This window comes from Acinetobacter sp. 1124_18A (assembly GCF_052824995.1).
This window is the reverse complement of the sequence record NZ_VTDF01000015.1, coordinates 20782-40054: the sequence shown is the minus strand read 5'-3', so window position 1 is coordinate 40054 and position 19273 is coordinate 20782. Positions and strand designations below refer to the sequence as shown.

18 protein-coding genes and 1 pseudogene are annotated in these 19273 nt (G+C 39.7%); 17 read left to right on the top strand and 2 right to left on the bottom strand.

The window, feature by feature from the left end:
• The 15 genes and pseudogenes from FY048_RS18525 to FY048_RS18455 form a co-directional block, all read left to right on the top strand.
• Nucleotides 1-373, top strand: a pseudogene (locus FY048_RS18525) (acetyl-CoA C-acyltransferase); the annotation flags it as partial.
• A gap of 2 nt (nt 374-375) precedes the next feature.
• Nucleotides 376-1731 carry a 3-carboxy-cis,cis-muconate cycloisomerase gene (gene pcaB / locus FY048_RS18520; protein WP_446092098.1) on the top strand — a complete coding sequence of 452 codons (1356 nt, stop codon included), beginning with the start codon at nt 376-378 and terminating at the stop codon, nt 1729-1731.
• Nucleotides 1728-2513 carry a 3-oxoadipate enol-lactonase gene (gene pcaD / locus FY048_RS18515; protein WP_446092097.1) on the top strand — a complete coding sequence of 262 codons (786 nt, stop codon included), beginning with the start codon at nt 1728-1730 and terminating at the stop codon, nt 2511-2513. The genes pcaB and pcaD overlap by 4 nt, the downstream gene beginning before the upstream one ends.
• Before the next feature lie 42 nt (nt 2514-2555).
• Nucleotides 2556-3911 (top strand): MFS transporter, encoded by a 1356-nt coding sequence (locus tag FY048_RS18510; RefSeq protein WP_042896112.1) that lies wholly within the window; start codon nt 2556-2558, stop codon nt 3909-3911.
• A gap of 15 nt (nt 3912-3926) precedes the next feature.
• A complete protein-coding gene (pcaC, locus tag FY048_RS18505) occupies nt 3927-4340 on the top strand; it encodes a 4-carboxymuconolactone decarboxylase (RefSeq protein ID WP_005306044.1) in 414 nt (137 codons plus the stop codon).
• Between the two features lie 10 nt (nt 4341-4350).
• Nucleotides 4351-5076, top strand: coding sequence for a protocatechuate 3,4-dioxygenase subunit beta (pcaH, locus tag FY048_RS18500; RefSeq protein WP_016137964.1), 726 nt, complete (start codon nt 4351-4353; stop codon nt 5074-5076).
• A 14-nt stretch (nt 5077-5090) separates the two neighbouring features.
• Entirely contained in the window at nt 5091-5720 is a 630-nt protein-coding gene (gene pcaG, locus FY048_RS18495; RefSeq protein WP_060466640.1) for a protocatechuate 3,4-dioxygenase subunit alpha, read from the top strand.
• A gap of 75 nt (nt 5721-5795) precedes the next feature.
• Nucleotides 5796-6623 (top strand): type I 3-dehydroquinate dehydratase, encoded by an 828-nt coding sequence (gene aroD / locus FY048_RS18490; protein ID WP_336168261.1) that lies wholly within the window; start codon nt 5796-5798, stop codon nt 6621-6623.
• 19 nt (nt 6624-6642) lie between these two features.
• Complete coding sequence (locus tag FY048_RS18485) at nt 6643-8097, top strand: right-handed parallel beta-helix repeat-containing protein (protein WP_446092096.1); 1455 nt, start codon at nt 6643-6645, stop codon at nt 8095-8097.
• Nucleotides 8098-8166: 69 nt separating this feature from the next.
• Nucleotides 8167-9486, top strand: coding sequence for a carbohydrate porin (locus tag FY048_RS18480; protein WP_446092095.1), 1320 nt, complete (start codon nt 8167-8169; stop codon nt 9484-9486).
• Between the two features lie 81 nt (nt 9487-9567).
• Nucleotides 9568-11997 (top strand): glucose/quinate/shikimate family membrane-bound PQQ-dependent dehydrogenase, encoded by a 2430-nt coding sequence (locus tag FY048_RS18475; protein WP_446092094.1) that lies wholly within the window; start codon nt 9568-9570, stop codon nt 11995-11997.
• 651 nt (nt 11998-12648) lie between these two features.
• Nucleotides 12649-13107 carry a DUF6438 domain-containing protein gene (locus FY048_RS18470; RefSeq protein ID WP_446092101.1) on the top strand — a complete coding sequence of 153 codons (459 nt, stop codon included), beginning with the start codon at nt 12649-12651 and terminating at the stop codon, nt 13105-13107.
• Nucleotides 13108-13242: 135 nt separating this feature from the next.
• On the top strand, nt 13243-13656 hold the full coding sequence (locus FY048_RS18465; protein WP_446092093.1) for a YeeE/YedE family protein: 414 nt from the start codon (nt 13243-13245) through the stop codon (nt 13654-13656).
• Between the two features lie 4 nt (nt 13657-13660).
• On the top strand, nt 13661-14074 hold the full coding sequence (locus FY048_RS18460; RefSeq protein ID WP_013197677.1) for a DUF6691 family protein: 414 nt from the start codon (nt 13661-13663) through the stop codon (nt 14072-14074).
• 4 nt (nt 14075-14078) lie between these two features.
• The gene (locus FY048_RS18455) at nt 14079-14945 is read left to right on the top strand and encodes an MBL fold metallo-hydrolase (protein ID WP_446092092.1); all 867 of its coding nucleotides are present in this window, start codon (nt 14079-14081) and stop codon (nt 14943-14945) included.
• A 93-nt stretch (nt 14946-15038) separates the two neighbouring features.
• On the opposite strand, the gene pcaU is transcribed toward FY048_RS18455, so the two are convergent.
• Nucleotides 15039-15851, bottom strand: a complete 813-nt coding sequence (gene pcaU / locus FY048_RS18450; RefSeq protein WP_309455168.1) for an IclR family transcriptional regulator PcaU — start codon at nt 15849-15851, stop codon at nt 15039-15041.
• Nucleotides 15852-15893: 42 nt separating this feature from the next.
• A complete protein-coding gene (locus tag FY048_RS18445; protein WP_446092091.1) occupies nt 15894-16814 on the bottom strand; it encodes a LysR family transcriptional regulator in 921 nt (306 codons plus the stop codon).
• An 88-nt stretch (nt 16815-16902) separates the two neighbouring features.
• Between FY048_RS18445 and FY048_RS18440 the strand changes: the two genes are divergently transcribed.
• Nucleotides 16903-18144: an acyl-CoA dehydrogenase family protein gene (locus tag FY048_RS18440; protein ID WP_446092090.1), complete on the top strand. Its 1242-nt coding sequence runs from the start codon at nt 16903-16905 to the stop codon at nt 18142-18144.
• A gap of 17 nt (nt 18145-18161) precedes the next feature.
• A complete protein-coding gene (locus FY048_RS18435; RefSeq protein WP_446092089.1) occupies nt 18162-19235 on the top strand; it encodes a phosphotransferase family protein in 1074 nt (357 codons plus the stop codon).
• The last annotated feature ends 38 nt before the right edge of the window (nt 19236-19273 follow it).

Below are 19273 nucleotides of genomic sequence, written 5' to 3'. Positions count from 1 at the left end.
CCGTGCCAAGATTATTGCTTCAACAGCAGTAGGTGTAGAACCACGCATTATGGGTTTTGCTCCGGCACCAGCCATTAAAAAACTACTTAAACAAGCCAACCTGACTTTAGATCAGATGGATGTGATTGAGCTCAATGAAGCTTTTGCTGCACAGGCTTTGGCAGTGACTCGTGATTTAGGTTTACCCGATGATTCTGCTAAGGTCAATCCAAACGGTGGAGCAATTGCTTTGGGTCATCCGCTTGGTGCGTCAGGTGCACGCCTCGTGACTACAGCTTTAAACCAGCTTGAACAAACAGGTGGCCGTTATGCCTTGTGTTCAATGTGTATTGGTGTAGGCCAAGGTATTGCACTCATTATTGAGAGAGTCTAATCATGAGCCAGTTATATGCCAGCTTGTTTTATCAAAAAGACGTCACTGACATCTTTAGTGACTCATCTTTAATCACATATATGATTCAGGTTGAAGTTGCGCTAGCTCAAGCACAGGCACAAGTTGGTGTGATTTCTCAAAGTGCGGCTAACACAATTGCACAAGTAGCCGAACAAGCACTAGAAAAGTTTGATTTTTCAGCATTGGCAGAGGCAACTGGACTAGCTGGAAATATTGCTATTCCGTTTGTAAAACAATTTACAGCAATTGTTAAAGATATTGATGAAGATGCTTCACGCTATGTGCATTGGGGAGCAACCAGTCAAGATATTTTAGACACAGCGTGTATTTTGCAATGTCGTGATGCGTTGAACATTGTGGAAGCTCAACTTCAACAGTGTTACACCACTGCGTTAGAACAAGCGAAACAATATCGCCATCAAGTCATGATTGGACGCACATGGTTACAGCAAGCTTTACCAATTACCTTAGGGCATAAACTTGCTCGTTGGGCTTCTGTATTTAAACGTGATTTAGATCGTATCCAAGCAATGAAACCACGTGTATTTACTGCTCAGTTAGGTGGGGCTGTGGGTTCACTGGCTTCTTTGCAAGATCAAGGTTCACTTGTGGTAAATGCATTTGCTAAACAGCTGAATTTGAGTGTTCCAACAAGTACGTGGCATGGTGAGCGTGACCGTATTGTAGAAATCGCAAGTGTGCTTGGCATGATTGTTGGTAATACAGGCAAAATGGCACGTGATTGGTCTCTTATGATGCAAACCGAAATTGCAGAATTGTTTGAACCCACAGCGAAAGGTCGTGGTGGTTCATCAACCATGCCTCATAAACGCAATCCGGTTGCGGCTGCTTCAGTACTTGCGGCAGCAAACCGTGTGCCAGCGCTCATGTCTAGCATTTACCAAAGTATGGTACAGGAACATGAACGTAGCTTAGGTGCGTGGCATGCAGAATGGTTGGCAATTCCTGAAATTTTTCAGCTTTGTGCTGGAGCATTGAGTCGTACTGGTGAGGTTTTACAAGGTTTTGAAGTTAATGCTGAGCATATGCAACGAAACCTTGAATGTACCAATGGATTGATTATGGCAGAAGCAGTCATGATGGCACTTGCTCCAAAAATTGGCCGTTTAAATGCTCATCATTTGGTTGAAGCAGCTTGTAAAACAGCAGTGGCACAAAACCAGCATTTATGCGATGTCGTTAGCCAGTTAGATGAAGTAAAAGCACTGTTCAGCCAAGATGAAATTGTGGAAATATTTAAACCAGAAAACTATTTAGGCAACATTCAACAACAGATTGATGCAGTTTTGCAAGAAGCACAAGGAGAGTCAAAGTGAAACAGACTATTAGCAACCGTCAAGGTAAACAGTTAGCTGTATACACTGAAGACTTAAAAGATGCTCCTGTGCTTGTGTTTTCTAATTCGTTAGGAACAGACCATGGTATGTGGCAACCACAAGTAAATGAACTTAAAAATCATTTCAATGTCATTACATATGACACACGTGGCCATGGTGAAAGCGATGTAATTAGCGACACCACATTGCAAAATTTAGCGGAAGATGTAGTGGATATTTTAGATGCCTTAAATATTGAAAAAGCACATTTTTGTGGCATTTCAATGGGTGGCATTACAGGGCTTTGGTTAGGTATTCATTATCCAGAGCGCTTTCATAGCATCACTGTCGCAAATTCAGCGGCAAAAATCGGACAGGCTGAGGCGTGGTTGAGTCGCGCAGAATCTGTAGAGCAAAATGGTCTGGCTGAATTGGTTAAGACCACGCACACACGTTGGTTTAGCGAAAAATTTGACTATCAACATAATGTTGTTGCACAGACGACCATTCAAAGTCTTGCAAATACACCAGCACAAGGTTATGCCAATGCATGTCGTGCTTTAGCGCATGCCGATTTAAGAGATGAAATTGCACAAATCCAAATTCCGGTGCTGCTGATTGCAGGAACAGAAGATCCAGTGACTACAGTAACAGATGCTGAGTTTATGCAGCGAGCGATTAACAACAGTCAACTTGCGAAAGTGGATGCATCACATCTTTCTAATATTGAGCAACCGCAAAAATTTACTCAGGAATTAACTCGGTTTATTCAACAGCTCTAGAAATTTAGCAGTTTAAAAGGAATTGGCCTTAAGGAGGCAAATATGGCGTCTCAGGATTACGCTGCACCAAATAAAAGTATCGATGCTCAAGCACTGATCAATGATGCTCCACTCAGTAAGTATCAATGGATGATTGCAATCATCTGTTTCTTAATTATTTTTACTGATGGAATTGATACTGCTGCGATGGGTTTTATCGCTCCAGCTTTGGCTCAGGATTGGGGCGTTGACCGCTCTCAGTTAGGCCCAGTGATGAGTGCTGCACTTGGTGGAATGATTATTGGAGCTTTGGTTTCTGGCCCAACAGCTGACCGTTTTGGTCGCAAAATTGTTTTAGCTGTTTCAATGCTTATTTTTGGTGGTTTTACCTTGGCATCAGCTTATGCAACAAATCTGGATAACCTTGTTGTATTGCGCTTTTTGACAGGTATTGGGCTTGGTGCAGCTATGCCAAATGCCACAACATTATTCTCTGAATATTGTCCAACACGCATTCGTTCACTACTGGTGACATGTATGTTCTGTGGCTACAACTTAGGTATGGCAACAGGTGGCTTTATTAGTAGTTGGCTGATTCCGACTTATGGCTGGCATAGTTTATTTTTGCTGGGTGGTTGGTCTCCTCTGATCTTAATGATTTTAGTGATTTTCGTTTTACCAGAGTCTTACCGCTTTTTAATTGTGAAAGGTAAAGACCCTGAAAAAGTACGCAAAATTTTAAATCATATTGCGCCAACTCAAGTTCAAGATGTAAGCACTTTTTATGTTCCAGAAGAAAAAACTGAAACCGCTCAAAAGAAAAATGTCTTTGGAATTATGTTTTCTAAACCCTATGCGAAAGGAACACTTTTGCTTTGGTTGACCTATTTCATGGGATTAGTGGTTGTTTACTTGCTTACAAGTTGGTTACCAACCCTCATGCGTGAAACAGGTGCTTCAATGGAGCGTGCTGCATTCATTGGTGGATTGTTCCAGTTCGGTGGTGTGGTAAGTGCTTTATTTATTGGCTGGGCAATGGACAAGTTCAACCCGAACCGAGTGATTGCCATTTTCTATTTTGCCGCAGGTCTATTTGCAATTGCTGTGGGTCAAAGCTTAGGAAATTCAACTTTACTTGCAGTATTGGTTCTTTGTGCAGGTATCGCGATTAATGGTGCGCAATCTTCAATGCCAGCTTTAAGTGCACGTTTCTATCCAACCCAATGCCGTGCAACAGGTGTGTCTTGGATGACAGGTATTGGACGTTTTGGTGCGGTAGTTGGTGCTTGGATTGGGGCTGTATTACTTGGTAATGATTGGTCGTTTACTGCCATTCTCAGTTTATTACTAATTCCAGCGACTGCTGCGGCTGTTGCTGTATTTGTTAAATCACTTGTTGCGCATACCGATGCAACTTAATAGAGGTCTATCACAATGAATGATGAACAACGCTATAAACAAGGCATTGAAGTGCGGACTGAAGTTTTGGGTGAAAAGCATGTTGGTCGGTCTTTGCAAAACTTAAATGACTTTAACCAAGATTTTCAAAACTTTATTAGCCGTTACGCATGGGGTGAGGTGTGGTCTCGTCCTGGCCTACCGCGTCATACACGTAGTTTAGTGACGATCGCAATTTTATTGGCGCTTGGCCGCGAAGATGAACTACGCATGCATTTACGTGCTTGCTTCAACAATGGTGTAACTAAAGAAGATTTAAAAGAGTTGATCTTACATAGCTCGCTCTATGCAGGTTTACCTGCTGCAAACGCTGCAATGCATATGGCCGAAGAAGTCTTTAAAGAGTTGGGAATAGAAGTCAACTCAGTTGCAGCAAAAGAACAGGATTAAGGAGATAAAGATGTCACAACATAGCTGGGGTGCTTACGCCCAACGTAATACAGAAGACCATCCACCTGCATATGCGGAAGGTTATAAGACAAGTGTTTTACGTTCGCCAAAAAATGCATTGATTTCTATTAATGAGACTTTAACTGAAGTTACTTCACCGCATTTTTCTTCAAACCTATTTGGTCCAAAAGATAATGATTTGATTTTGAACTATGCCAAAGATGGTTTACCAATTGGTGAGCGTGTCATTGTTCATGGTTATGTCCGTGACCAGTTTGGTCGTCCTGTAAAAAATGCACTTTTAGAAGTATGGCAAGCCAATGCTTCTGGTCGTTATCGCCATCCAAACGATAAGTTTATTGGTGCAATGGACCCTAACTTCGGTGGTTGTGGCCGTACATTAACTGACGAAAATGGTTTTTATATTTTCCGTACTATTAAACCAGGTCCATATCCGTGGCGTAACCGTATTAATGAATGGCGTCCAGCTCATATTCACTTCTCTTTAATTGCTGATGGTTGGGCTCAGCGCCTAATTTCGCAGTTTTATTTTGAAGGCGACACGCTCATTGACACTTGCCCAATTTTAAAAACGATTCCTTCTGAAGATCAACGTCGTGCATTGATTGCACTAGAAGATAAAAACAACTTTATCGAAGCTGATAGCCGTTGTTACCGTTTTGACATCACTTTACGTGGTCGTCGAGCGACTTACTTCGAAAATGATTTGACTTAATCGGGAGCACGAGCATGAATAACTGGAATTTTCAGGAATTAAAAGAAACTCCATCTCAAACAGGTGGTCCTTACGTCCACATTGGTTTATTGCCACAACAAGCAAATATTGAAGTGTTTGAAAACAACTTTAATAACCAGTTAGTACAAGACCAAACCAAAGGCGAGCGTATTCGTCTTGAAGGTCAAGTATTTGACGGATTAGGTTTACCGCTACGCGACGTGTTGATCGAGATTTGGCAAGCCGATGCGAATGGTATTTACCCAAGTCAAGCAGATACGCGTGAGCAAAAAGCTGATCCTGCATTTCAGGGGTGGGGCCGTACTGGTGCTGACTTTGAAACAGGTATCTGGAGCTTTAATACAATTAAGCCGGGTGCTACAGCAGGTCGTAAAGGTTCAACTCAAGCACCGCATATTGCATTAGTCATTTTCGCTCGCGGTATTAACTTAGGTCTTCACACACGTGTTTATTTTGAAGATGAAGCTGAGGCAAATGGCAATGACCCAATTTTAAATAGCATTGAGTGGGCACCGCGTCGCCAAACGCTTATTGCGAAACGTTTTGAAGAAAATGGTGAAATTGTTTACCGCTTTGATATTCGTATTCAAGGCGATAACGAAACAGTATTTTTTGATATTTAAGAAACACCTAAGGCTACACATGATTGTCCATGGATGCGTGTAGCCTTTTTAAAGGATGGTATGACAGAGATGAAAATGAAAACATTATTAAGCTTAAGTTTGCTTGCACTCCCATTTTTTACAGCACAGGTAAATGCTGAACCTGTTGCTTTAGCTACTCAAACACAACCTGCGACTACAGCAGTTAAAACAATTGTTCCAATTACAGCAAAGACCAAAGAACAAGCTTTAGCGCAAGCTCAAGTCATTGCAAATACAGCAGATGCTGATTTAGCAGAGTTTCGTATCGACTTACTCAGTTTTGCGAGTGATACGAAACAAGTGATTGCCTTGGGGCATGAATTAAAAAAGATTTTAGGTAATAAACCAATGATTGCCACAATTCGTACCAAAAACGAAGGTGGTCAGCTTGAAATTAGCGATGTGGATTATGGCAAGACTTATCAGGCTTATTTAAAAAATCCGTTCATGGATTGGTTAGATGTTGAAATGTTCCGTGATCAAAAAGTAGTTTCAGAGATTGTTCAAAAAGCACATCAAAAGAAAGTGTTGATTGTGATGTCTAATCATGACTTCCAAAAAACGCCTAGCCAAGATGAAATTGAAAAACGCTTGTTAAAACAAGATCAAATGGGGGCAGATATTCTAAAAATTGCCGTAATGCCAAAATCTAAACAAGACGTTTTCACTTTAATGAACGCAACTTTAAAAGTAAGTCAGCAAACCACTAAACCATTGTTAACAATGTCGATGGGACAGCTAGGTACGATTTCTCGTGTTGCGACTGCCAATATGGGTGGAAGTTATAGCTTTGGCATGATTGGTGAGGCGTCAGCACCAGGACAAATTGATGTGACTAAGCTCAAACAGATTTTAAAAACCGTTCAACCAACAAATCCATAAATCATAAGGATATGATGAAATGAATACATTACGTTTAACTACTCTTGCATTAGGTTTGATGGTTTCAGGAATTACTGCGGCACAAACTTATGTTGTTGACCGTTATCAAGACGATAGCAATAAAGGTTCTTTACGCTGGGCAATTGAACAAGCCAATGCAAATTCAAGCGAAGCGAGCGAGATCTTGATTCAGGCGGTAGGCAAAGCACCTTATGCGATTAAATTAAATAGCGCACTTCCTGAAATTAAAGCACCTGTCAAAATTATTGGTACCCAGTGGGATAAAACTGGTGAATACATCGCAATTGATGGATCAAATTATATTAAAGGCGAAGGTGCAAAAGCTTGCCCAGGTGCAAACCCTGAACAGTATGGAACAAATGTCCGTACCATGACTTTACCGGGCTTAGTACTACGTGACGTCAATAATGTCACTTTAAAAGGTTTAGATATTCATCGTTTCTGTATTGGTGTTTTGGTTAACCGTTCAAGCAATAATCTTATTCAACATAACCGTATTAGTAATAATTACGGTGGTGCTGGTGTCATGCTTACTGGTGATGATGGGCAAGGTAACCCAACTGCAACTACGACCAATAAGAACAAAGTTTTAGACAACATCTTCCAAGACAATGGTGATGGTTTAGAACTGACCCGTGGCGCTGCGTTTAATTTAATTGCAAATAACCATTTTGTTTCAACAAAAGCGAACCCAGAGCCATCACAAGGTATTGAAATTTTGTGGGGTAATGACAATGCCGTAGTTGGTAATAAATTCGAAAACTACTCGGATGGTTTACAGATTAACTGGGGCAAGCGTAACTATATCGCCTACAACGAAATGACCAATAACTCGATTGGTTTCAACATGACAGGTGATGGCAACATTCTTGATAGCAATAGAGTGCATGGTAACCGTATTGGTGTTGCTATTCGTTCAGAAAAAGATGCAAATGCAAAAATTACATTGACTAAAAACCTGATTTGGGACAATGGTAAAGATATTAAACGCTGTGAAGCTGGCGGTTCATGTGTACCAAATCAGCGTTTAGGTGCAATTGTATTTGGTGTACCTGCACTTGAGCATGAAGGTTTTGTCGGTTCTCGTGGTGGCGGTGTAGTTGTTGATCCATCTAAACAACAAAAAACATGTACTCAGCCAAATCAACAAAACTGTAATGCTCAGCCGAATCAGGGCATTAAAGCACCTAAGTTAACTGCTAATAAAGGTTCAGTTGCTGTAGAAATTAATGGTTTACCAAACCAACGCTATCAAGTTGAGTTCTTTGGAAATCAAAATGCGGCATCAAAAGAAGCTGAGCAATATTTAGGAGCGGTTACCGTTGCCACAGATGCTGAAGGCAATGCAAAAGCGAATTGGAAGCCAACTCTCAAAGTTGCTTCAATTACAGCGAATGTAACTGATCGTTTTGGAGCGACGTCTGAACTTAGTTCGGCCGTACAAACTAAATAATAACAATAAGGGAAGCGCCTCAAACCGAGGCGCAGCATAGAAATATAGAAATGATAAAAGGGACTTGAAATGCCAAATATAATGAAACTGAGTGTGTTAACAATCGCAGTATTGGGCAGTCAATTTGCACTTGCTAATGAGCCTTGGTCACAAGACCGTCAATGGTTGCTAGGCGACTGGAATGGTGAACGCCAGCAGCTAGAACAACAGGGCTATAAATTTACAGCTTCTATTATGAGCCAAAGTGCCACAAATTTAGATGGTGGTTACAACGACAGCAATACTTTTGAAAATGCCGCGCAGCTTTCTTTAGGTGCAAACTTCGATTTAGAAAAGATTGCTGGGTGGAAAGATACAACAGCCAGTTTAGTCGTGACTAAACGTGACGGGAATGCGCTTACTTTGGAGCGTATTAAAGACCCGCGTTCTAGCCAATTAGGCAATGCTCAAGAGATTTATGGCCGCGGTAAAATCTGGCGCCTGTCTCAGGCATGGGTCAAAAAAGGTTTTGCTGATAACACAGTACAGGTCAAAGTGGGCCGTATGGGTATGTCAGAGGACTTTAATAGTTCTCAATGTGAGTTTCAGAACTTATTGCTTTGCGGTGGGCAGTTAGGAAAATCAATCGGTTCAATTTGGTACAACTCACCAGTCGGTGTTTGGGCTACAAACGTTAAATATCAGTTTGCGCCTGAGTGGACATTGGGTGTCGGTGTTTATGAGGTAAATCCAGACAACATTAAAACCGAATCAAACAGTGATGGCTTTAATCTGGATATGAACAACGTGAAGGGTGCAACCATACCGGTTGAGCTTGCATGGAAACCAAAACTTTCTGCTTTTAATGGCTTACCGGGTGAATATAAAGTAGGGGCGTTGTACTCAACAGCAGAAGCGAATGACATTAAAACTGCCGGCAAAGTTCATGACGGAAAACAAAGTTTCTGGATTAATGCTCAGCAACAACTTACCCATAAAGGTGAAGACCCTAAACGTGGTTTATACGTAAGCTTGAATGGTGTTGTAAATGATAAAGCAACGACCTTTGTTCAAAGTACACAACAACTTGCACTTTGGTATAAGGGGCCGTTTGATAGTCGTCCAAATGATTCGATTGGTTTTGGTATTGCCAATTATGTGGTCAATGATCGTGCTAAAGATAAGCAGATCGCAACGAACGAAAGTCGTGGATACTATAGCTATGATGCGATTGCATCTGACTATATTCCAATTCAAGACGACGAACTAAATGTCGAGTTGAACTATACCTATCAATGGTCTCCGGCCGTTATGTTACGTCCAAACATTCAATATATCCATCAACCTGCTGGTGTAAAAGCGGTCGATGATGCTTGGGTGGCTGGTCTTAGCGTAAAAGTCAATTTTTAACAATGTTGATGGCTGGTTAGACATAGTTTAACTGGCCCAAATGCTTGAACTATTGTGTTCAGTATATGTGGAGTAGGATCTATGTCTGAGTCAGATTCTAAGTTTCATATCTTATTCAAAATATGGTGTTTTCTATTAGGCCTAGTTTTATTGGCTACTGGTGTTTTTTACATCGTAGGCGGTGGAAAGCTAGTGTCGTTAGGTGGATCTTGGTATTTCCTCGTCGCAGGGCTGTTTATTACCATTTCTGCATTTAGTATTTTTCGTAAAAAGGCACTTGGTGTCTGGATATTTGCGGCTGTTTTTGTTGGCACCGTAATTTGGTCATTTGTTGATGCGGGATGGGAATTTTGGCCGTTATTCTCGCGGTTAATGTTTCCTGCTGGTCTTTTTGCCGCATTGTTATTTACCTTGCCTTCAATTCGACGTTACCAATTTCAAACTAGCTTGGCATCTTCATCTTATGCAGTTGGTGGGTTAGTTGTTGTCGGTATGTTGATTGCGCTCTACCAAATGTTCCAACCACATCCAACAGTAGCAAGTTCAGGTGAAAAGCTACCTTTAGTACCAGTTGATCCTGCTAAAAAACAGGTGAATTGGGAAAATTATGGAAATGATGCAGGTGGTAGTCGTTTTGTTGCTCTCGATCAAATTAACCGAGATAACGTTCATAAACTAAAAGAAGCTTGGCGTTTTAGAACCGGTGATTTTACAACGGGTAGCGGTAATGGTGCTGAAGACCAAATGACCCCACTACAAGTTGGGAATAAAGTCTTTTTATGTACACCGCATAATAATATTTTTGCGATCGATGCTGATTCAGGCAAACAGCTCTGGAAAGCTGAGGTGAACTCTAAAGCCGATGCTTGGGAGCGCTGCCGTGGCGTTGCATACTTTGATTCGACTAAGCCACTTGTACAACCAACTTTGGCTGGTGCAAATGCAGTAACCACAGTTGCAGCCAATACGGCATGTCCACGCCGTTTATATACCAATACACCTGATGGTCGTTTAATTGCAGTCAATGCAGATAACGGTCAGCGCTGTGCTGATTTTGGTGTAAATGGAACGGTTGATCTGTTAGAAGGTCTTGGGGCTGGAACCAAAGCTCCACGTTTTGAAGTGACTTCTGCACCGACTATTGCGGGTACAACCATTGTAGTGGGTAGCCGTATTGCCGATAACGTTGCTGCAGATATGCCGGGTGGTGTTATCCGTGGTTATGACGTGATTACCGGTAAACTTCGCTGGGCATTTGACGCACGTAATCCGAACCCTAACTATGTTCTTAAACCGGGTGAAACTTATAAACGTAGTTCAGCAAACTCTTGGGCTGCAATGTCTTATGACCCGCAAATGAATACGGTGTTCTTACCTATGGGTAGTTCATCTGTCGACATTTGGGGTGGTAACCGTAATCCGTTAGATCATAAATATAACACTTCTGTTTTGGCACTTGATGCAACAACAGGTAAAGAAAAGTGGGTATATCAAACTGTTCATAATGATTTATGGGACTTTGACTTGCCAATGCAACCGAGTCTAGTCGACTTCCCATTGAAAGATGGTACGACTAAACCTGCTGTTGTGATTGGAACCAAATCAGGTCAATTCTTTGTGCTTGACCGTGTAACAGGTAAACCACTGACTAAAGTGATTGAACAGCCAGTTAAGCCTGCCAATATTCCGGGTGAGCAATACAGCGCAACTCAACCACGTTCAGTTGAAATGCCTCAAATTGGTAATCAGACTTTAACTGAATCAGATATGTGGGGTGCAACGCCGTTTGACCAACTCATGTGCCGTATTAACTTTAAGTCAATGCGTTACGAAGGTCTATTTACTGCACCGGGTACTGATGTTTCACTAAGCTTCCCAGGCTCTTTGGGCGGCATGAACTGGGGTAGCATTGCTTTTGACCCAACTCATCGTTATATGTTCGTCAACGATATGCGTCTTGGGTTATGGATTCAGTTAATGGAACAGACCCCTGAAGATATTAAGATTCAGGCGAGTGGTGGAGAAAAAGTAAATACGGGTATGGGTGCTGTGCCAATGAAAGGTACACCATATAAAGTGAATAAAAACCGCTTTATGTCGGCTCTTAGCATTCCGTGTCAAAAACCTCCATTTGGTACCATGACTGCGATTGACTTAAAAACACGTCAAGTTGCATGGCAAGTACCGCTAGGCACGGTTGAAGATACAGGGCCTATGGGTATCAAAATGGGCTTAAAAGCGCCAATTGGTATGCCAACTATTGGTGGACCAATGGCAACGCAAGGTGGATTGGTCTTCTTTGCTGCAACGCAAGATTACTACTTACGTGCTTTTGATTCATCTACAGGTAAAGAACTGTGGAAATCACGTATGCCAGTAGGTAGCCAAGGAACTCCAATCAGCTATGTTTCACCGAAAACAGGTAAACAATATGTGGTTGTTACGGCAGGCGGTGCTCGTCAGTCTCCTGATCATGGTGATTATGTAGTCGCTTATAGCTTAGAACAGTAATTAATTAAGGCAAAAGAGAGCATTTCTCTTTTGCCTTTAACTTTAATATATTTTTTGTATTAAAGCCTAAGAGTAAGTTCTATTGTTTTAAATAGATAGGTTTACCAAATAGTAAAAAAGTGCTTTAACTTATTGCAAAACCTAAAATATTCCTAAGATTGATAATGCTTGAACACTAGATATAGTCGAACTGTTAGATATTTTTTCACAATGTTTTACCTATAAATAAATCTTATTTGTTTATTAAGTTTTGTTTAACTTAAAGTTGTGAATTTTAATTAGAAATAAACATTATTAACTTTTTAGTCTTGAAAAGTAGGAACTTTTTGCTGAAAAAACAATCGTAAATATATATTTATATTATATTTATATAATTTATAGCATTACGTTAGAATGGTCGTCGCAGGTTATTACTACCCAGTAATAATTTGTATTTCAGGAATTTAAGCTTTTATTGGCTTAAGGCTCATCGCAAGATGGGCCTTTTTTTATGTGATTTAAACTATACTATTTGATTATTATGAAAATAGCCTAAGCAGCGGTGTGTATCAATTAATGAAAACAATCACAAAAAATAGTCTTTAATGACAAGAAGTGTATGATTTGATAAATTAAAGCCACTTGATAATAATAGGTGATACGATGAGATTTTTGGTTCTTGCAACTTTATCTGGTTTAGCTTTGATGGGTTGTGCTTCTGTTCAGCAAGCACCGAATACACAAGAGACAATTCGTTATGCTTCTAGTCCATGCTTTGGTGCATGTCCAATCTATTCTGTAGAAGTAGCACCTACGGGTTTAATTCGCTTTGAAGGCAAGCAATATACTAAAGCTATAGGTGTTAAAGAAATTCAAGGCACTGTAAAAGACTATCAAAAACTTGCAGATGATCTAAAAGCTTATCGTCCTGAAACAGGTACACAATCTAAAACTGCGGGTTGTCAGCAAACGGCAACTGATATGTCTAGCTATTACATTTCATGGATTCAACCAAATGGTACAGAAACGAAATTAAGCCATTACACAGGTTGTATGTCTCCTGCAAATAATAGATTGAATAAAGTCATGGAAAAACTGCCTGAACAATTAGGCATTAAAGATCTAATTTAATGACAAAAGCCCCAAAACCGTGGGGCTTTTTCTTGTTAAGAAGAATTATAAACTCAAAAGTTTTATATTAAGTATTACTAAAAGAATCAGCGTATAATACAGATTATAAAAACATATATTGTTAAGAGTGGTGATATGTCAAATATTGTCTATGCCTTTTTTGGTGGTTTATTACTCGGCATCGCAACAGTTGGATATTTATATATAAATGGTCGTATAGCCGGAATTAGTGGATTGCTTGCTCAAATCATTAATCCAACTAAAGAGACTTTTAAAAGTTCTGCATTCTGGTTTATTGCAGGACTCGTGATTACATCTTTCATATATGGCTATTTTTATCAGCCTGAAATTGAAATTAAAGCCAATACATTTGCACTTATTTTAGCAGGTGTACTTGTTGGCTTTGGAACACGGCTAGGCTCTGGATGCACAAGCGGCCATGGCATTTGTGGTATGAGCAGGCTATCAAAACGCTCGATGATAGCGACAGCAGTTTTTATGTTTGCTGGCATGTTAACCGTTTATATCATTCGTCATGTATTGGGGTAATCCTATGAAAAACATTTTTGCTTTTATATTTGGTGGTTTGTTTTCATTAGGCTTAATGATTTCGGGCATGTCGAATCCTGAAAAGGTATTAGGTTTTTTAGATATCTTTGGGCAGTGGGATATTAGCTTAATGTTTGTGATGTTAGGCGCGATTGCTGTGGCATTTATTCCATTTCAAAAGGCTATAAAAAGTCCTAAAACGCTTTTTAATGAGAAAATTCAATTACCAATGAATACACAGATTGACCAAAGGTTAATTGTTGGTGCTTTTATTTTCGGTATAGGCTGGGGAATAGCAGGGATATGTCCAGCGCCCGCTTTAACTCTGATTGGATTAGGACATTTTGAAGCGCTGTATTTTATTGTGGCAATGTTATTAGGAATGTTTATTTACCGAGTCTTAAATAAAGGAAATTAAACCTATGCAACAACCTCTAGTAAAAGATTTTTTTGATGAAAACACCAATACTTTTAGCTATGTTGTTGCGGATTTGGCGACTCGTCAATGCGCTATTATTGATAGTGTACTTGATTACGACGCAGCTTCAGCCACTACAAAAACAACTAATGCTGATCTGATTGTCGATTATGTCTTGGCTCAAAACTTTAAAGTACAATGGATTTTAGAAACTCACGTCCACGCCGACCATATGACTGCTGCCCAATATTTAAAATCTAAATTGGGCGGTGACATTGCAATTAGTCAAAAAATTTCAATCGTCCAAGAAACATTTTCAGCTATCTATAATTTTGATTTTAAGAAATTTAATGAAAATCAACCTTTTGATTATTTATTTGAAGATCATGAACATTTCAAAATAGGGGAGATAGAAGCCTATAACATTCCTACACCAGGGCATACACCCGCTTGTTTAAGCTATGTGATTGCAGATGCTGTTTTTGTGGGGGATACTCTATTTATGCCTGATTATGGCTCAGCGAGATGCGATTTTCCGAAAGGAAGTGCTGCTGCACTTTATGATTCGGTACAAAAGCTTTATACACTTCCTGACAACATGCGCATGTTTTTATGCCATGACTATAGGCCCGAAGGCCGTGATGGATATATCTGTCAAACAGATATTAGAACCCAAAAGCAAAGCAATATTCATTTAAATCGAAGCGTTTCTAAGGACTCATTCATAAAAATGCGCCAAGAACGAGATGCAACTTTGGCAATGCCAAAATTAATTTTGCCTTCAATTCAAATTAATATGAACGGTGGAAACTTTCCAGAACCTGAATCGAATGGCATCCGTTATTTAAAAATTCCTTTCAACTACTTCTAGAAATAGCCTAAGCATTTATTTAGAGTAGCTTTATCTCACTAAATAGCCTAAGCAAATAATAAAATTTATCTTATCAAATAGCCTAAGTAAGATTTAAAGAACTTGTCTCAAATCCCGCGAAGTCTCTTGCAATAATGGCAAAATGTGTTGAATTAAATACTCTTCAGTTGTTCTCATGGTAGGAGAGACAATATTCAAGGCTGCAACGACTTTAAAGTCTTGTCCATAAATCGGTACGGCGAGCGCGTGAACTCCTAATTCGTGTTCTTCACGTGAATAACACCAATCTTGTTCTCTAATTTCATTGAGTAACTCTAAAAATTTATCATTTTCGACATGCGTATATTTAGTTAAACGTTGAAGAGGATATTTTTGAAGCCAGTCGAGTTGTTCTTGTTGGCTTAAATGTGCCAGTAAAATTTTACCTGCCGAGGTCGCATGAGCAGGCAGGCGGTTACCTAAGTGCAAACCATATGGGTTTACACGGTCAGTTTGTTGGTGGGCAGCACTGCGTGCAATGGTAATGGCTTCATAACCATCAAGTACCATCACCGAATAAATCAGTGAGGTTTGATTGGTTAACAGATTTAATAAAGGCTGAGATACTTTTGGAAGCTGAGCTGCACCTAAATAAGCTCCTGAAAATTTAAGAACTTTCGGAGTTAAATAATAATAGTGGCCATCAGACTCAAGATAACCTAAATATTCTAAAGTTAGTAAATGGCGTCTTGCAGCCGCTCGGGTAAGTCCAGTTTTTTCAGCTGCCATAGAAATATTTAAACGATGTTGATTACTGCTAAAGCTATCTAAAATCGCCATGCCTTTACCAATGCCAGCAATGTAATCTTCATGACGAATCGTTTTTTTGTTGTCCTGATTCTGGATTATCCGTTCATCTTTACTCATTACTGGTCCTTGTACGATAGAAACTTAGTAGATCAATCTGCTTTACTGAAAAAGTTTAATAATTTCATGTCGCAAAAATTGATGTCTTAAATTATCCCTTAAATCTTCGTGCCAAAACATACCCATTTTAATATTGGTTATCTCAAAAGGCAGAGAATGTAAGCAAATTTCAGGACTATAAGATAAATGCTGCAAAATCATACGAGGCATGGTCAATATTGCGTTGGCTTGAGCCGCTAGAACTTGTAATGCCGTTGAGTAGTTTTGACAGCGCATAAATACATTTCTTGAAATTTTTTGATGTTGGTTTAAATAAATATCTTCAAGCAAAGTGCCCGTACGGCGTGATGAAACACCAATGTGTTGACCACTAATATAATTTGATAAATCGACTTCTTTAAGTTGACTGCAAATGACGAATTCATCTGTTACCAAATGGTCAAAGGTAATTTTTGGAGATAAGTATTGTTCTAGGTCAATCACGAAATCGAGCTGCTGCGTCGCCAAGTCCGCCATAATATGTTTTCGATCTAGCTTCATACTGACAAACTGCAAATCTAAATTAAGATTTTGAAAATGTTGAGCAAGCCTTGGAAGAATAATCGGTTCAATCTCATCATGAACGGCGATTTTTAAGCTTTTTAAACTGGTTGGATCAAAAACATGTTTTTGCTGGCTAATATTTTGAATCGTTAAAAGTGCTTGCTTAACAGTTGGGTAAATCTGTTCTGCAAAAGGCGTTGCAGACATTTTATTGCCTACACGTATAAATACATCATCTTCAAGTTGCTGACGTAAACGCTGTAAAGCATGACTTGCTGCTGACTGTGTAATATTGAGACTGCTTGCCGCATTTGAAATACTTTTTTGCTCATAAATTGCGATAAATAGCGGATATAAATTGATATCAATTCGGTGAAAAAAACTTAGGTCTAGGCCATGCAGGTTATGAATATTATTCATGAGGTGTTATTTAATAAAATCATTTCATTCATATTAAGTTTCAAGTTATGTTGATGTAAAGACCAGATAATGATGTAAAGGAAAAAGAATGTTTGAACTCTCAAAAAAAGCTCAAGATTTGGTTGAGCGAACAAGAAAATTTATTTTAGAAGAAATAGAACCTGTCGAAGCAAAATTTTGGGAAGAAGTTCACGAGTTAAATCCAGATGGAAACTGGAAAAAATGGCAATGGCCTGAGCTTTTAGAAACTTTGAAATCTAAAGCAAAGCAAGCTGGTCTTTGGAATATGTTTTTACCAGATGAAAAGCTGGGTGCAGGGTTAACTGTTCAAGAATATGCGCACATAGCTGAATTAACTGGCCGTAGCTTATTGGCACCTACCGTTTTTAACTGTAATGCACCAGACACAGGAAATATGGAATTGTTATGGCGCTATGGCAGTGAACAGCAAAAACAACAATGGTTACAGCCTTTATTGGACGGAAAAATTCGTTCGGTTTTTTGTATGACTGAACCCGATGTTGCGTCAAGTGATGCAACTAATATGCAAGCAACTGCACTCATCGATGGTAATGAAATTGTTTTAAATGGCAAAAAGTGGTGGTCGTCTGGTTTAGGTGACCCAAATGCCAAAGTCATTATTTTTATGGCACATACCCCAGATGAAACCAAAGATCGTCATCACCAGCACTCTATGGTTTTAGTACCGATTGATACGACGGGTGTCGAAATTCAACGGATGTTACCTGTGTTTGGCGACTATGATGCACCACATGGACACGGTGAGGTTCATTTTAATAATGTTCGAGTACCTCTTGAAAACTTTATTGGTGGAGCGGGTCAAGGTTTTGAAATTGCACAAGGTCGTTTAGGGCCAGGGCGTATTCACCATTGCATGCGCTGTATTGGAGCTGCTGAAAAAGCACTAGAACTCATGATTGATAGAGGTATGTCTAGAACGGCGTTTGGCAAAGAAGTTTTAAAACTCGGCGGAAACCTCGAACGCGTAGCCGATGCGCGGGTAGCCATAGATCAAGCTAGACTTTTAACCTTGTATGCTGCTTATAAAATGGATACTTTAGGAAATCTGGCTGCTTTAACAGAAATATCTGCAATTAAAATAGTGGCTCCGAGTGTTTTAGAAAAAGTAGTCGACATGGCGATTCAGCTACATGGTGGTGCGGGCGTTTCAAGAGATACACCATTAACAGGTTTCTTTGCTCAAGCGCGTAGTTTACGTTTAGCTGATGGTCCAGATGAAGTACATAAAGGCATGATTGCCAAATTAGAGTTAGCCAAACGTGGTTATGGTCGTCATAAGAAAGTATAAGTTTAAAGGAAATTAGAATGTCGGTAATTGATATAGGCGGTGAAGTACGTGAAGGTGAAGAACTTGATATTGGAGCAGTTGAAAGCTGGTTAAAGAACCAAGGTGTTGAGTTGGTTGGCCCAGCAATCGTGACCCAATATACATGTGGTGCTTCAAATTGGACTTATCGTTTAAAGTATGAAAATACCGATTTAATTTTACGACGTCCTCCAAAAGGAACAAAAGCGAAGTCAGCCCACGATATGGCCCGTGAATTTATGGTGCAAAAAAATCTTGCGCCTTATTATCCGGTGCTTCCTAAAATGGTGGCACTTTGTCAGGATGAATCGGTCATTGGCTGTGATTTTTATGTCATGGAACGTATTGAGGGAATTATTCCTCGTGCAAAATTGCCGCCCGAGCTTGGTTTTAATGAAGAAGATGTTCACCAACTTTGTGTAAATGTACTTGATAAGCTAATAGAGTTACACCAAGTTCCTTATGAAAACACGCCCTTAGCAGAGTTGGGTAAAGGTACAGGATATTGTCGTAGACAAGTCGAAGGTTGGGATAAGCGTTATGAAAAGGTCCGAACGCTCAACGTTCCTTCATTTAAATATGTTCGAAAATGGTTGAAAGATAATGTCCCTCAAGATTCCACGACTTGCATTATTCATAACGATTGGCGATTTGATAATGTGATTTTAGATCCAGAACATCCAACCAAAGTGATTGGCGTGCTGGACTGGGAAATGGCAACACTGGGTGATCCATTAATGGATTTAGGCAGTGCTTTGGCCTATTGGGTTGAGCCCACGGATAATATGATTTTCAGATCGACACGCCGTCAACCTACCCATTTAAAGGGAATGTTCTCTCGTAAAGAAGTTGTTGATTATTACCTGCAAAAAACAGGTCTGAACCCTCAAAATTGGGCTTTTTACGAGGTATTTGGCGTATTCCGTTTAGCAGTGATTGCTCAGCAAATTTACTACCGCTATTACCATAAACAAACCCGAAACCCAGCGTTTAAAGACTTCTGGATCGTCATTCATGCGTTACATATCAGAGCTTTAAAACTTATTGGGCAACAAAAAATTCAAGAATCGTAATTTGCTCAGCAATCTCTACAGAAAATACAGGGTATTTT